This window comes from Streptomyces sp. NPDC046915 (assembly GCF_040644935.1).
In the GTDB taxonomy this organism is placed as follows: Bacteria; Actinomycetota; Actinomycetes; order Streptomycetales; family Streptomycetaceae; genus Streptomyces.
In genome coordinates, this window is sequence record NZ_JBEYXB010000014.1 from 29,755 (window position 1) to 43,928 (window position 14,174).

At 71.5% G+C, this 14,174-nt stretch carries 17 protein-coding genes; 11 read left to right on the forward strand and 6 right to left on the reverse strand.

Features of this window, described 5'->3' with window-relative positions; translation table 11 throughout:
• The first annotated feature begins 39 nt into the window (after window positions 1-39).
• Window positions 40-741, forward strand: a complete 702-nt coding sequence (locus ABZ915_RS31425; protein WP_132850905.1) for a DUF4191 domain-containing protein — start codon at window positions 40-42, stop codon at window positions 739-741.
• Between the two features lie 87 nt (window positions 742-828).
• Here ABZ915_RS31425 and ABZ915_RS31430 read toward each other — a convergent pair whose 3' ends face one another.
• Window positions 829-1,296: an RDD family protein gene (locus ABZ915_RS31430; RefSeq protein WP_361810242.1), complete on the reverse strand. Its 468-nt coding sequence runs from the start codon at window positions 1,294-1,296 to the stop codon at window positions 829-831.
• A 223-nt stretch (window positions 1,297-1,519) separates the two neighbouring features.
• Between ABZ915_RS31430 and glnA the strand changes: the two genes are divergently transcribed.
• Window positions 1,520-2,929, forward strand: a complete 1,410-nt coding sequence (gene glnA, locus ABZ915_RS31435; protein WP_361810244.1) for a type I glutamate--ammonia ligase — start codon at window positions 1,520-1,522, stop codon at window positions 2,927-2,929.
• A 218-nt stretch (window positions 2,930-3,147) separates the two neighbouring features.
• Window positions 3,148-3,585, forward strand: coding sequence for a cupin domain-containing protein (locus tag ABZ915_RS31440; protein ID WP_361810245.1), 438 nt, complete (start codon window positions 3,148-3,150; stop codon window positions 3,583-3,585).
• Between the two features lie 103 nt (window positions 3,586-3,688).
• Here ABZ915_RS31440 and ABZ915_RS31445 read toward each other — a convergent pair whose 3' ends face one another.
• Complete coding sequence (locus tag ABZ915_RS31445) at window positions 3,689-3,958, reverse strand: hypothetical protein (RefSeq protein WP_361810247.1); 270 nt, start codon at window positions 3,956-3,958, stop codon at window positions 3,689-3,691.
• Window positions 3,959-4,208: 250 nt separating this feature from the next.
• On the opposite strand from ABZ915_RS31445, the gene ABZ915_RS31450 reads away from it, so the two are divergent.
• The 3 genes from ABZ915_RS31450 (at window position 4,209) to ABZ915_RS31460 (ending at window position 6,072) form a co-directional block, all read left to right on the forward strand.
• The gene (locus tag ABZ915_RS31450; RefSeq protein ID WP_361810249.1) at window positions 4,209-4,466 is read left to right on the forward strand and encodes a hypothetical protein; all 258 of its coding nucleotides are present in this window, start codon (window positions 4,209-4,211) and stop codon (window positions 4,464-4,466) included.
• A gap of 98 nt (window positions 4,467-4,564) precedes the next feature.
• Window positions 4,565-5,485 (forward strand): zinc metalloprotease HtpX, encoded by a 921-nt coding sequence (gene htpX / locus ABZ915_RS31455; protein ID WP_361810251.1) that lies wholly within the window; start codon window positions 4,565-4,567, stop codon window positions 5,483-5,485.
• Window positions 5,486-5,487: 2 nt separating this feature from the next.
• Entirely contained in the window at window positions 5,488-6,072 is a 585-nt protein-coding gene (locus ABZ915_RS31460) for a hypothetical protein (RefSeq protein ID WP_361810253.1), read from the forward strand.
• A gap of 28 nt (window positions 6,073-6,100) precedes the next feature.
• Here the strand turns inward: ABZ915_RS31460 and ABZ915_RS31465 are convergent, their stop codons facing one another.
• Complete coding sequence (locus ABZ915_RS31465) at window positions 6,101-6,391, reverse strand: hypothetical protein (RefSeq protein WP_361810255.1); 291 nt, start codon at window positions 6,389-6,391, stop codon at window positions 6,101-6,103.
• Window positions 6,392-6,471: 80 nt separating this feature from the next.
• Between ABZ915_RS31465 and ABZ915_RS31470 the strand changes: the two genes are divergently transcribed.
• Complete coding sequence (locus ABZ915_RS31470) at window positions 6,472-8,163, forward strand: alpha/beta fold hydrolase (protein ID WP_361810257.1); 1,692 nt, start codon at window positions 6,472-6,474, stop codon at window positions 8,161-8,163.
• Window positions 8,164-8,174: 11 nt separating this feature from the next.
• Here the strand turns inward: ABZ915_RS31470 and ABZ915_RS31475 are convergent, their stop codons facing one another.
• The gene (locus ABZ915_RS31475; RefSeq protein WP_361810259.1) at window positions 8,175-9,545 is read right to left on the reverse strand and encodes a DUF2252 domain-containing protein; all 1,371 of its coding nucleotides are present in this window, start codon (window positions 9,543-9,545) and stop codon (window positions 8,175-8,177) included.
• A gap of 182 nt (window positions 9,546-9,727) precedes the next feature.
• Between ABZ915_RS31475 and ABZ915_RS31480 the strand changes: the two genes are divergently transcribed.
• Window positions 9,728-10,912: a winged helix DNA-binding domain-containing protein gene (locus tag ABZ915_RS31480; RefSeq protein ID WP_361810261.1), complete on the forward strand. Its 1,185-nt coding sequence runs from the start codon at window positions 9,728-9,730 to the stop codon at window positions 10,910-10,912.
• Between the two features lie 70 nt (window positions 10,913-10,982).
• On the opposite strand, the gene ABZ915_RS31485 is transcribed toward ABZ915_RS31480, so the two are convergent.
• Window positions 10,983-11,237: a hypothetical protein gene (locus tag ABZ915_RS31485; RefSeq protein ID WP_361810263.1), complete on the reverse strand. Its 255-nt coding sequence runs from the start codon at window positions 11,235-11,237 to the stop codon at window positions 10,983-10,985.
• 265 nt (window positions 11,238-11,502) lie between these two features.
• Here ABZ915_RS31485 and ABZ915_RS31490 point away from each other — a divergent pair, with 265 nt between their 5' ends.
• Together ABZ915_RS31490 and ABZ915_RS31495 are read left to right on the forward strand one after the other, a co-directional pair.
• Entirely contained in the window at window positions 11,503-11,865 is a 363-nt protein-coding gene (locus tag ABZ915_RS31490) for an arsenate reductase family protein (RefSeq protein WP_361810265.1), read from the forward strand.
• 110 nt (window positions 11,866-11,975) lie between these two features.
• Window positions 11,976-12,701: a hypothetical protein gene (locus ABZ915_RS31495; RefSeq protein ID WP_361810267.1), complete on the forward strand. Its 726-nt coding sequence runs from the start codon at window positions 11,976-11,978 to the stop codon at window positions 12,699-12,701.
• 3 nt (window positions 12,702-12,704) lie between these two features.
• On the opposite strand, the gene ABZ915_RS31500 is transcribed toward ABZ915_RS31495, so the two are convergent.
• Window positions 12,705-13,559 (reverse strand): alpha/beta fold hydrolase, encoded by an 855-nt coding sequence (locus ABZ915_RS31500; RefSeq protein WP_361810269.1) that lies wholly within the window; start codon window positions 13,557-13,559, stop codon window positions 12,705-12,707.
• Between the two features lie 81 nt (window positions 13,560-13,640).
• Between ABZ915_RS31500 and ABZ915_RS31505 the strand changes: the two genes are divergently transcribed.
• Window positions 13,641-14,096, forward strand: coding sequence for a helix-turn-helix domain-containing protein (locus ABZ915_RS31505; protein ID WP_361810271.1), 456 nt, complete (start codon window positions 13,641-13,643; stop codon window positions 14,094-14,096).
• Window positions 14,097-14,174: the final 78 nt, after the last annotated feature.

Genomic DNA, 14,174 nt, shown 5'->3' on the forward strand with positions numbered 1-14,174 from the left:
CCGTCGTGGGCACTCCCGGGGCCACGTAGACTTCCTGGCATGGCGAGGAAGGAAACCGCAGCGGATGCTGCGAACCCCGGGCGACTGAAGCAGATCGCCCTTACCTACAAGATGACCCGCAAGGCCGACAGCAAGATCGGTCTTGTACTCGCAGCCGTCGGCATCGGCATCCTCGGTGTCTTCCTCGCGATCGGCTTCTTGATCGGGCATCCCGTTTATCTGGGCATCCTGGGCCTGCTGCTCGCCTTCCTCGGGACGGCGATCGTGTTCGGCCGCCGGGCCGAGCGGGCCGCTTTCGGTCAGATGGAGGGCCAGCCGGGCGCCGCCGCGGCCGTGCTCGACAACGTCGGCCGGGGCTGGACGACCACCCCCGCGGTGGCGATGAACCGCAGCCAGGACGTGGTGCACCGCGCGGTCGGCAAGGCCGGCATCGTGCTGGTCGCCGAGGGCAACCCGAACCGGGTGAAGAGCCTGCTGGCCGCCGAGAAGAAGAAGATGAACCGCGTCGTCGCGGACGTCCCGGTGCACGACCTGATCGTCGGCACGGGCGAGGGCCAGGTCGAGCTGAAGAAGCTGCGCACCACGATGCTCAAGCTCCCGCGGGTCCTCACCGGCCCCCAGGTCACCGCCACCAACGACCGGCTGCGCGCGATGGGCGACCTGATGAGCAACATGCCGCTGCCGAAGGGCCCGATGCCGAAGGGCATGCGGATGCCGCGCGGCGGCCCGAAGGCGCGCTGAACCTCCCCGTACGAGAAAGGGGGCGGCCCGGAGTGATCCGGGCCGCCCCCTTCGTCGTGCCGGTCGCACCCGTGAGGCGACCGGCCCCTAGATGCGGACCTCGACCGTCCTGGCCATCCGGTCGTGCAGCCCGCGGCCGTCGCGGTCCCAGATCAGGGCCGGGATCGCCAGGCACAGCAGGATCGTGCGGACCAGGGAGCGCAGCGGCTGGACGCGGCCGCTGTCCACGGCGACCACGCGGACGCCGAAGAGGCGCTTACCGGGCGTGAAGCCGACCGTGCCGACGGTCAGGACGCTCAGGACCAGGAAGACGAGCAGGGCCCAGTTGCTGGTGGCGGGGCTGTAGCCGTGCGTGATCAGGCCGTATGCGATCAAGACACACAGGGCCCAGTCCACGGCCAGCGCTCCGAGCCGCCGTCCCGGGCGGGCGATCGAGCCCGGCCCGTCCTCCGGGAGACCGAGTTGCTCGCCCCGGTATCCGAACTCGGCACCGGCGTCTTCCATGGCCGCACGCGGCCCGGAAAGCCACGATCCGATTGCCTGTCTGTTGTCCACCCGTCCACGGTACTGCGCCCGTATATGCCCGCCGGACGGCGGGGTGTCTCAAGGGGTGGTCAGGGCTACGGTGGAACCAGGATCGGTTAACTTCTGCGAAACAAATGGGTCACGCCCGAGAAATCACCCGTCCCTAGGGTCGAGGACAGCGTGTGCCACCGCACTGGCCGCACGACCGAACTACCACCCCGGCACGGGAACGGCCGGGAGTAGGAGGAGCTGGATGTTCCAGAACGCCGACGAGGCCAAGAAGTTCATCGCGGACGAGGACGTCAAGTTCATCGACGTCCGCTTCTGCGACCTGCCGGGCGTCATGCAGCACTTCACGGTGCCCGTCGAGGCGTTCGACCCGGACGAGGAGCTCGCCTTCGACGGATCCTCGATCCGCGGCTTCCAGGCCATTCACGAGTCCGACATGGCGCTGCGCGCGGACCTGTCGACCTCCCGGGTCGACCCGTTCCGCCGGGACAAGACCCTCAACATCAACTTCTTCATCCACGACCCGATCACGGGCGAGCAGTACTCCCGTGACCCGCGCAACGTGGCGAAGAAGGCCGAGGCGTACCTCGCCTCCACCGGGATCGCGGACACCGCGTACTTCGGCCCCGAGGCCGAGTTCTACGTCTTCGACTCCGTCCGCTTCGCGACCACCGCGAACGAGTCCTTCTACCACATCGACTCCGAGGCGGGTGCCTGGAACACCGGCGCCCTCGAGGACAACCGTGGTTACAAGGTCCGCTACAAGGGCGGCTACTTCCCGGTCCCGCCGGTCGACCACTTCGCCGACCTGCGCGCCGAGATCTCCCTGGAGCTGGAGAAGAACGGCCTGAAGGTCGAGCGCCAGCACCACGAGGTCGGCACCGCCGGCCAGGCCGAGATCAACTACAAGTTCAACACGCTGCTCGCCGCCGCCGACGACCTCCAGCTCTTCAAGTACATCGTGAAGAACGTCGCCTGGCGCAACGGCAAGACCGCGACCTTCATGCCGAAGCCGATCTTCGGTGACAACGGCTCCGGCATGCACGTGCACCAGTCGCTGTGGAGCAACGGCGACCCGCTGTTCTACGACGAGCAGGGCTACGCCGGCCTGTCGGACACCGCCCGCTACTACATCGGCGGCATCCTCAAGCACGCCCCGTCGCTGCTGGCCTTCACCAACCCGACGGTGAACTCGTACCACCGTCTGGTCCCGGGCTTCGAGGCGCCGATCAACCTGGTGTACTCGCAGCGCAACCGCTCCGCCGCGATGCGTATCCCGATCACGGGCTCGAACCCGAAGGCCAAGCGTGTCGAGTTCCGCGCGCCCGACTCCTCCGGCAACCCGTACCTGGCCTTCTCGGCCCTGCTGCTCGCCGGTCTGGACGGCATCAAGAACAAGATCGAGCCGGCCGAGCCGATCGACAAGGACCTCTACGAGCTCGCTCCCGAGGAGCACGCGAACGTCGCGCAGGTCCCGACCTCGCTCCCGGCCGTCCTCGACTCCCTGGAGCGCGACCACGAGTTCCTGCTCGCCGGTGACGTCTTCACGTCCGACCTGATCGAGACGTGGATCGACTTCAAGCGCGCGAACGAGATCGCTCCGCTCCAGCTGCGTCCGCACCCGCACGAGTTCGAGCTCTACTTCGACGTGTGATATCGCCCCAGGTCAAAGCGGGTAGCCGCTTTCCTGGGCCGTCTCTGGGCCGTCGGCCGGTCCTCCCAGCGCGGGAGGCCGGCCGGCGGCTTTTCGGCTCCGGGGCTCAGAGCCTGTCCGGCGGGCCGGGGTCACACATACGAGGGGTGTGACCGTGCATGTGCCGGTATCGGCCTTTGTGTGGGTAGGCATCGGGACCTGACACGGAGGTGTGGCACATGTCGAAGAAGAACCCGGAGCACGGGACCGCCCACGAGGTCTCCCTGCCGTCCGAAGTCACGTTGCTACAGGAAGTCACTCCGCCCTTCTTTCCTGAAGGCGGTTCGGGAATGACCATTCTCGTCGAGTGGCCTCCCGGTCACCCCGGGCTCCCTCCGCATCGCCACTCGGGCCCGGCGTTCGGCTACGTGATGGAGGGCGCGCTCCGCTTCGAGCTGGAGGGTGAGCCGGAGCGTGTGGTCGAGTCCGGTGGGTCGTTCTGGGAGCCAGGCGGTGACGTGATCCACTACCAGGACGGCAACGCTCTGTCGGACGCACCGACCAAGTACCTGGTGACGATGGTGTGCGCGCCGGGTCAGCCGATGCTCACGTTGGTCGACGAGGAGGAGCTGAAGGAGCGGGCGCATCTGCGCGCTCCGCGTCCTTCCGAAGGCTGAACACGACGTCCTTGCCGGTCGGAGCAACACCCGGGACGGATGAGGGCCGCGAGACGGATGAGGGCCGCCACCCCCACGGGTGGCGGCCCTCACCGTTGCGCTCTCAGCTGACCACGATCACCACGAAGCCGCCGTTGTTGAAGCCGTTGTTGAAGCCGTTGCGGAAGCCGAAGCCGTTGTTGAAGCCGTTGAAGCCGCAGTTGTTGAAGAAGCGATTGCTGTGGTCGAAGCAGCCGAAGTTGGTGGGTGCCTGGGTCGCCTTGGACGGGGCGGCCGCCGAGGCCGCGCCCGCCGCCCCGATCGTGGCACCGCCGGCCATCAGAACGCTGATCGCGGAGACCGCGAGGAGTCGCCTCGCGCGTGGTGCTTTCATGAGTGAACCTCCTTCCATCCCCTCGTGCGATTTCGTGGGCACGAGACGGATGGCCGCGGCCGCAGTCAGAAGCAGGGCTGAACGCAGCCCCCGGAGCGGCTCTCACCTGAAAAGCCTAGCCGCGCATCGACCACCCGGCATCCCGTGCAACCTTCCGCGCCTCCCAGGCTTCCTATTGTCGGGGGAGCATCCCTCCCGACGCCGATGGACGAGAGACGGACGAGAGCCGGACGAGAGAGGTTGCACGGGGATGACTGAACAGGACGACTGGGAGCGGGAGTTCGACCACAGGTGGGCGAGCTCGGCCGAGCACAAGGAGCCGTCCGCCCGAGCCCGGATGCTGGCCGCCCGGTGGAAGGAGAACCCGCCGAACCCGGCACCGTTCCGCGCGGACCCGGACCCCGTGGCGCCGCGCCGGTCGTCGTGGATATCTACGGCCGTGGTGCTGGGCTGCGTGGCCGCGGTGATCGTTCTGCTCGGTTACGCACAGATGCGGGCCTACCGGTGACCTTTTGCGGCTCCTAGGACCGTTCGGAACCTCTTCATGGGAATCCGCGGGTGCACACTGGACAGCGGGACGAGTGCCTGACTGCGGGGTGATGCAAGATGCAGAGCCGCTTCCGGAGCGACCGGCGGCTGACCGCGCGCATGGGGCTCACGCTGTTCCTGCTGGGACTGCTGTACGTGGGGTTCGTCGCGGCGCTGATCGTGTTGCTGAAGTCCTGGGTGCTGGTCGCGGTGGTCGCGGCGGCGCTCCTCGGGGCCCAGTACTGGTTCTCCGACCGGATCGCGCTGTTCGCGATGCACGGACGGGTCGTGGAGCGGGAGGAGTATCCCGAGCTGCACGTGGTGATCGACCGGCTGTGCGCCATCGCGGACATGCCGAAGCCGGTCGTCGCCGTGTCCAGCATGGACATGCCGAATGCGTTCGCGACCGGCCGGAACGCCGACAACGCCGTGATCTGCGTGACCACCGGGCTGCTCAGACGACTGGAGCCGGCCGAGCTGGAGGGCGTGCTCGCGCACGAGCTGTCGCACGTGGCGCACAAGGACGTCGCCGTGATCACGATCGCGTCGTTCCTCGGTGTGATCGCGGGCCTGATCGTGCGGTTCGCGTTCTACTCGGGTCTGTTCGGCGGAGGCCGCAGGGACCAGAACACCGCCGCCGTCCTCGCCCTCGTGATGGCGGTCTCGGCAGCCGTGTACGCCATCAGCTTCCTGCTCATCCGGGCGCTGTCCCGCTACCGGGAGCTGGCCGCGGACCGCGCGGCGGCACTGCTGACCGGCCGTCCGTCGGCGCTGGCCTCAGCGCTCACCAAGGTCACCGGCGACATCGCCCGGATCCCGACGGACGACCTGCGCACGGCCCAGGCCTTCAACGCCTTCTACTTCACCCCCGCGCTGGGCTCCGAGCCCGGACTGTCCCGGATCTTCTCCACCCACCCCAGCCTGGAGCAGCGGCTGGAGCAGCTGGCCCGGATCTCCGGCGAGCTGGGTGAGGCGGCGCGGCCGGGCAAGGCGGGGTGAGCATGGGGCTCCTGGACATCCTGCTCGGCCGGACGAAGCCGGTCGCCCCCGACCTCGACCAGCTGTTCGCGCTGCCGGCGGCGGCCGTCACCCTGGAGGCGGCGGCCGGGTTCACGCCGACCGGGAGCGGCGCGGTGTGCTTCGCGACGGTCGAGGGCGCGGCCTTCGAGCAGACGCACCGGGAGGTCCAGGCGCTCCTCGACGCGGACACGGACCGCACCGGCCCACCGGTGGAACTGCGCCAGGACGACTACGGCTACTCCTGGCTGGTCTCCGAGCGGACCCCCGACCAGCTGCCCCAGCTGGTCAACGACCTGCACGCGGTGAACAGCTCCATGGAGGTCAACGGCTTCGGCCCGCAGCTGCTGTGCTCGCTGGCGGCCTTCCGGGACGACTCGGAGCACCGGCTGGCGCTGGTGTACCTCTACAAGCGGGGCACCTTCTATCCCTTCGCCCCGCTGCCCGGCACGTCCCAGCGGCGCGACAACGCCCTCGAGTTGCGGGTCAAGGCGACCCTCACGAACGATCTGCGCATCGAGCAGGACCTGAGCCGCTGGTTCCCGGTGTGGGGAGCCCCCGGTCTGTGACCGGAGGCTCCCGTCAGGGCCGGGCCTGTCAGTTCTTCTTCGCGCGCTCCTGACGGCGGGCCTCGAAGGGGCGCTCGCGGCGGTAGCGGCGCTCCCACTTGGCCTGGCGGTCACGGCGCTCGCGGTACGCCCGGTACGTCGCGGGCGCGCCCGCTCCCCCGGCGGACGGGGCGGCACCGCCCGTGGACGATGCCGACGACGCGCTCACGCCGTACCGCACGTACAGGAAGAGCAGGGCGGCCGCGGCGAGCCACCAGGTGTGGTTTCCGAATCCCAGGACGACCAGGACGACCGCCCCGGACATGACGATGGTGCCCATCTCGGGCCTCCGTTTCCGTGGGTTCGCATTTCAGCGTAGGGAGGCGATCACTGGGCGTGCATCCCGTTTTCCGTGAGTGAATGAGCGCCATGACCGCTCTCTCGCCCCTCGCACCTTTCACGTACGCGTACGACGGTGAACGACTCGCCGGTGTCCACGGCGGAGGGCCCGGCCGGGCGGCCGTCGTCCTGCTGCACGGCGCCGGCCGGGGCAGCGAGGAGCGGTTACGGCCGCTGCTCGGGGAGTTCGTCGCCCGGGGCTGCCGCGGGCTCGCCCTCGACTTCTCCGGGCACGGCGACAGCACGGGCGCACTGCGGGAGTTGAGCCTGCGCCGGCGCTTCGAGCAGGCGGTCGCGGTGATCGACGCGCGGGTGCCGGCGGCCGAGCCGCTGGTGCTGGTCGGCTTCAGCATGAGCGGCCAGACGGTGGCGGACCTCGCCCGGTACTACGGGAACCGGGTGGTCGCCCTCGGGCTGTGCGCACCCGCGGTGTACGCGCCCGAGGCCTGGGACGAGCCCTTCGGCGACGGGGACGGGCGGTTCAGCGGGATCATCCGCACGCCCGGCGGCTGGCGCCGGTCGGCCGCCCTGGAGACGCTGCGGGCCTACGCGGGCCGGGCGGTGCTCGCGGTGCCCGGCACGGACGCGGTCATCCCGCCGGAGGTGACGGAGGCCGTACAGGACGCCCTGTCCGCGCACGCCCAGTTCACCTGCTTCGAACTCCCTGCAGCCGACCATGCGTTGGGCCTGTGGTTCCGCGACCACGCGGACGACCGGCGGGACTTCGCGGAGGCCCTGCTGACCGGCCTCGGCGACCGGGGCTGGACGGCCACCCTGGGCTGGGCGGCCAAGCAACTGCCCGAGGGCCGTACGGTCACCGGCTCCCGCTTCCTGCGGGGCGGCTGGAGCGCCCAGATGCGCGATCTCACCCTCGACGACGGCACCGGGCTGGTCCTGCGCACGTTCGTGAAGCCCTTCTTCCGCCGCCACGCGCCCGGTCTGCTGGCCCGCGAGGCCGCCGTGCTGACGCTGCTCGCCGGGGAGGACGGGATCCCGGCGCCCGCCCTGGTGGCGGTGGACGCCACCGCCGAACTCTGCGATCACCCTTCCCTGTTGATGACCAGGCTGCCCGGCGGGGTCAGGGCCGACGAGCCGGGCGCGGCGGAGCTGGAGCACCGCCTGGACCTGCTCGCCGCCCAGCTGGTCCGGATCCACCGGGTGGTTCCCACCGAGCGGCCGCGCCCGTACCAGGCGTGGACCTCCCCCATGGGGGTCCCCCCGCTCGAGCGAAGCCGAGAGTGGGGGAGGGTGCGCACGCCCGGGGGCGCCCTGTGGGACCGGGCCGTGGACGTCATCCGGCGCGACCCGCCCCCGTACGACGGCTGCTTCCTGCACCGGGACTTCCACCCCGGGAACGTGCTGTTCACCGGCGCGGGGGATGACCTGCGGGTGACCGGGGTCGTGGACTGGGTGGAGACCTCCTGGGGCCCCGCCGACCTCGACGTCGCCCACTGCTCGACCGCCCTGGCGCTGCTGCACGGCCCGGAGCAGGGCCTGCGGTTCCGGGACCGGTACGAGGCGCACGGCGGCCGTCCACTGGCCACCGGCCGGGACCACCTGTACTGGCGCCTGCTCGATGCCCTGGCCTACTCCCCCGACGCGGCGAAGCTGGCCGGTCCCTGGCGCGAACTGGGCCGGACCGACCTGACACCGGAGGCACTGTCCGGGCGGCTGGAGGCATACGTGCGGGGGCTGCTGGAGCGGTACGGCTGAGCCGTCGGCGGTCAGACGCCCGGGGCGGCCCGTACCACGCCCGCCGCGACGGCCGCGCCGAGGGCCGCGTGGTCGTCGGCGGTCTGGTCGGCGTAGCTCAGCGCGAAGTCGGCGACGGCGCGGTCGAAGGTGCCGGCGGACCCCAGGTAGGCGGCTATGGCGATGCGGTCGCCGGAGCGGGCGTGGCCGCGGGCCAGGGCGGTGCCGCACAGCCGGGCGTACGCGGTGAGGTCGCCCGGGGACATCCCCGCGACGTCGGCGTCGACCATGCTGTCGCGCAACTGGCGCCAGTAGAGGGCGCGGCCCTGCGGCCCGGTCATCCAGCCGAGGAAGATGTCACCGGAGGCCTGGAGCAGCCGCTGCCCCGCGACGACCCGGTGCCCGGGGTGGACGAACGGCCCGGTGGGCAGGTGGTCCTCCAGGACGGCCTGCCTGGCCTCCTTGAGCTGGAGGAGCAGCGGGTCGTCGGAGCCCCGCCCGGCGAGCAGCACGACGAAGCAGCGCAGGCCGAGGCCGCCGATGCCGACGACCTTGCGGGCGGCGTCGACGAAGCGGTAGCGGTCGAGGAGGAGGCGGCGCTCCTCGGCGAGCGTGGAGCGGTAGTCGCTGAAGGCCTTGCGCAGGGTGGCCATGTCGGGGACGCCGGCGGGTTCGAGGAGCGGCGGGTCGTGGACGATGCGCCGCTGCCCGTCGACGGCCTCCGTCAGCTTGCCGAGCGCCTGGAGGCTGGTGCGGCGGCGGGCGCGGGTGAGGCTGGACCCGAGGCGCCGGTGCCGCCGGGCGGAGTGGAGGAGGGGCAGCAGGCTGTGGGCGTCGGTGCGCTCGTACCAGACCTCGAGCTCGCCCAGCCCGGACAGCCGGCGGATCGTCGTGCGGTAGGCGGCCACGGCCTCGGCGGCGGCCCGGCGCGTCTTCTCCTGCGGGTGGCCGTTCTCGTGCGCGGCCACGGCCACGCTGGCCGCGAGCCGCTTCACGTCCCACTCGAAGGGGCCCGGGAAGGTCTCGTCGAAGTCGTTGAGGTCGAACATCAGCACCCGCTCCGGGGAGGCGTGCAGGCCGAAGTTGAGCAGGTGGGCGTCGCCGCACAGCTGCACGGTCAGCCCGGTGTGCGGCCGCGCGGCCAGGTCGGCGGCCATCACGGCGGCGGCGCCGCGCAGGAAGGCGAGCGGCGAGGCGGTCATCCGCCCGTACCGGACCGGCAGCAGCTCCGGCAGCCGGTCGCGTCCCTGCCGCTCCAGTACGGCGACGGGGTCGTGCCGGTCGGCGGCCGGCAGCCAATGGGCGTGCGCGGAGCGGGAGACGTGCTTGCGGGCGGCCCTGCCGCGCTGGGCGCGGTCGGCGGGACTGGCCGTGGCGGGACTGGCCGTGGTGGGGCTGGTCATGGGGTGATCCGCCTCCCTCCGCTCACGTCTCGCGACACCTTCTGATCGAAGTGAAGGCGGGCGACCGGGTGACCGCATGTCCCGATACGGCGAACGGGTGAGGGGAGGGGCCCGGCCTCGGTTGTCAGTGGGCTCGGCGAAGATGGACGCGGGCATCGACGAGCGACGGGCGGAGGTCGGAGATGAGCGGCGGACGGCGACGCCACATCGACGTGGCGGAACGGCGGGCCCGGCTGGCCCTGCGCCACCGGCTGGCGGGTACGGAGCGGGCGGCGGACCCCGAGGAGGTCGCCGCCTCGCTGGTGGCACTGCACGGCACGGACCCGGCGACGGTGTTCGTGGCGGTGGGCGCGCGGCTGGCCGAGGCGGCGAAGACCGTGCCGAAGACGGAACGGGCGCTGTACGAGGACCGGACGCTGGTGCGGATGCACGGCATGCGGCACACGGTGTTCGTGTTCCCGACGGACCTGACGGCCGTGGTGCACGCGTCGACGGCTCTGGACGTGGCCGCGCGCGCCCGTGCCGCGCTGATCAAGGACATGGCGAAGGGCGGCGGTCCGGACGCCGCGTGGCTGGCGGAGGTGGAGGCGTCGGCCCTGGCCGCGCTGGCCCGGCGCGGCCAGGCCACGGCGGCGCAACTGGCCCAGGACGAACCCAGGTTGCGTGAGCGGTTCGTCTACGCGGCCGGCAAGGGCTACGAGGCGATGCACACGGTCTCCGGCCGCCTCCTGCGGGTCCTGGGCGTGGAGGGCAGGGTGGTCCGCGGCCGGCCGCTCGGCTCCTGGACCTCGAGCCAGTTCCGCTGGGCGGTGGCACCCCCGCACCCCGAGCTGGACCCCGCCGAGGCCCGCACCGCGCTGCTGCGCCGCTGGCTCACCGCGTGCGGTCCGGCGACCGAGGCCGACCTGAAGTGGTGGACGGGCTGGCGGGTGACCGACGTACGGGCGGCGCTGCGGGCGATCGGTGCGGAGGAGGTCTCCGTGGACGAGGGGGTGGGGTACGTCGTCCCGGGCGACTCCGGTCCCGTCGCCGGGCCGGATGCTCCCTGGGCGGCGCTCCTCCCCGGGCTGGACCCGACGGCGATGGGGTGGCAGCAGCGGGACTGGTACCTCGCGCCGGAGTCGCGGCCACCGTTGTTCGACGGCAGCGGGAACGTGGGGCCGACGGTGTGGTGGGACGGGCGGGTCGTGGGGGGCTGGGCCCAGCGGGCGTCCGGCGAGATCGTCTGGCGGTTCCTGGACGAGGGGGTGCGCCGTGCGGCGGAGCCCGCGGTGGCGGCGGAGGCGGAACGGCTGCGGGGGTGGCTGGGCGACGCCAGGGTGACCCCGCGGTTCCGGACACCGCTGGAACGGGAGCTGTCGGCTTGACGCCGCCCGGGATCGTGGCTCGGCGCGACCACCCTCAGCCATTGCGGCCGCGGGCAGTCGCGCCGGCCGGTCAGCGCGAGTACCGCATCAGCGCCCGCACCATGTGGCACGTGGTGTCGGACGGCGGGTGGATTCCGATGCGCTCCGCCGTGCTCCGGATCGTCTCGTTGCGGGCCTGGTTCGGCACGTAGACGCCGGAGTCGAGCAGGGCGATGGCGAGGCGCATGGCCTTGAGGCGGCGGTTGTGGGTGACGTACCACTCACGGGGACGTCCGGACGGCAACGGGCGCTTCATGACGGACGGGGCGGCAGCGGGCACAGGCATCCTCCTGTCGCGGTCAGGGCGTTGCACCGGGGACCGGGTCAAGCCCTCGAACACTGCCTCCAGTCTACTGCCCGGCACTGACATCCAGGGAGGCCATAAGTGGCAGCAAACAACCAGGTGAGCAGGTGAATTGACACCGTGACACACCAGGTTTGCGAGTTGACCGTGAGGCGCCAGAAATTCGAACAGACCGGCCCTGGAAGCCCGGCCGCGACGGGATCCCGCCGAGGCCGGAGACGGGGACACCTCGCGTAACGTTGGCCCCATGGAGATCTGGATCAACCCGGCCTGTTCCAAGTGCCGCAGTGCCATCAGTCTGCTCGACGCCGAGGGCGCCGACTACACCGTCCGCCGGTACCTGGAGGACGTGCCGAGCGAGGACGAGATCAGGGGCGTACTGGAGCGGCTCGGGCTCGAACCGTGGGACATCACCCGCACCCAGGAGGCCGCCGCCAAGGAGCTCGGGCTCAAGGAGTGGCCGCGGGACGACTCCGCGCGTGACCGCTGGATCACCGCCCTCGCCGAGCACCCGGGGCTCATCCAGCGCCCGATCATCACGGCGGACGACGGCACGGCGGTGGTGGCCCGCACGGACGAGGCCGTGCAGGACGCCCTGACCAGGAAGTGAACTGCTCTGTGACGCAGGCCACTTGAGGAGACTCGTGTAACCGCTGAGTAACTCCGTTCGGTATCTCGTACATAGCGGCGTACGCACCCCTACCTCTTCAGGAGGCGCGCATGTCCCGCAGGAGAAAACTCGGTACGAAGAAGACGATCGCGCTGCTGGCCAGTGCCGCGGCGGTGGCGGGAGGCGGCGCCTTCGTCCTGGCGACCACCTCGAACGCCGCGCCGAGTCCGCAGAAGGCGAACACCCTGTCTTCGGCCGCGGATTCGACCGTCTGCCAGGGGCTGGCCACGGCCCTCGGCAACAACCAGAAGTTCATCGACGGCCAGAAGGCCAACCCGGACGCGCAGTCGCAGGCCAGGATCGCCAACCGCACGGCGGTCATCGAACAGATCAAGGTGCAGCAGAAGGCGTCCGGTTGCGTCGTTGGGGAGTCGGCTCAGGACTCCCAGGCGACGCAGTCGGCGCAGGCCGGCCAGCAGGGTGACCAGCAGGCCGGTCAGGCGGCGGGTCAGGCGGCCGGTCAGCAGACCGCGCAGCCCTCGCAGAGCGCCGCCGCGGGAGACACCGGCGGTGCCGCCGCGGCCTCCGGCCAGCAGGTCTGCAAGGGCTCCACCGTGACGCTGTCCGGCGAGGGCGGCGCCCCGGCGGCCTCCAGCAACCAGTTCCCGGCGGGAACCACGCTGAAGGTCACCAACCTGGACAACAACAAGTCCACGACGGTGAAGGTCACCTCGGTCTCCGGCAGCTGTGTGCTGCTGAACAACGCGGCCTTCGAACAGGTCCGCGAGTCCGGCAAGTTCCTCATCCGCCGTGCGGTGATCGAGAAGGTGGGGTGACGCTCAGGCCGACAGGAACCGGGTGAGGTGACCGGTCAGGCCGGCGGGTGCCGCCTGCGGCAGCGCGTGGTGCGAGACCTCCGGGAGTACGACCGTCTCGACGCGCGGCAGCAGCGCGCCGGCCCGGTCCGCCACCTCGTACGTGTCATGAGTCCTGCTGCTCCCGCCCAGGAGCAGCAGGACCGGCATGTCCAGACCCCGCAGCGCGTCCGGCGCCGGACGCGGCCCCGTCACCGGCTTCACGGCGGGGAAACCGGCGGCCGCCTCCTGAAGGCGCAGCCAGTCGGCGTCCAGGGCCGCTCCCCCGGTCTCCCAGTCCAGGAAGGCGCGGACCCGGCGGGGTGAGGGCCGCAGCAGCATCGGCAGCGCGTGGATCAGGTACGCCGCCTTGTACCCGGCGAAGCACTGGGTCGGGTCCAGGAGGAACAGGCGGCGCACCCGGTCCGGCGCGCGCAGCGCGTAGTGCAGGGCGATCCAGGCGCCGTACGAATGCCCGCCCAGGTCCGTCTCCGCCACACCGAGTCCGTCCAGCAGCGCGTCCAGCCACGCCGCCAGGTCGGCGACCGTACGGGGGTGACGGCCGGCGGCCGGCACGCTGCGGCCGGGGGCTCCGATCAGGTCGGCGGCGAGGACGCGGCGGGTGCGGGCCAGCTCGGCCGCCTGGCCGTACCAGGAGGCGGAGGTCTCCCCGCCACCGCCCGGCAGGAGCAGCAACGGGGGCGCGTCACGCGGACCGCAGGCGTTGACGTGGGTGTCGCCGAAGGGCGTACCGACGGTCAGGGCCTCCCGCTCCGCCGGCCACTTCGCCAGGACCTCGTCGTACGCGACCCGGAAGGCGTCACTGTCGTGTCCGGCCATGCGAACCTCCCCTATTATCTCGTTGAGCGAGATACTCGCCGAGCGAGACGAAATGATAGCCGGACCCCGGAGGGACACCGCATGCCGGCCGTGGAACCAGGCCCCGAGCTGGAGATCGTCCACCTGCTGCGCGCGGTGGCGGTCGAACTCGGGCTGCACAGCGCGCGGTTCGCGAACCGCAACGGCATGCACCCCACCGACGTACGCGCGCTGATCGCCCTGATGGACGCCCGCCGCGCCGGGGAGGAGATGACCGCCGGGCGGCTGGGGGCCGCGCTGGGGCTCAACTCGGCGGGGACCACGGCACTGCTGGACCGGCTGGAGCGGGCGGGACACGTGCGGCGGGTGCGCGGCGAACGGGACCGGCGGAAGGTCGCCGTCGAGGTGGACGAGCGCGCGGTCGAGCTGGGGTGGGCCTTCTTCGGGCCGCTGATCGAGCGGTCGGTGGAGCTGCTGCGCGGCTACGACGAACGCCAGCTGGCCGCGATCCGGGACTTCCTCGGCGGGGTGCGGGAGGCGGCCACCGGGGGTGAATGACAGGGCGCATGACCGGGTGAGCGACCCCCCTACCCCGCCGGGCCGCCCTCACAACGTGAGCCTGGGCACAGAACCACC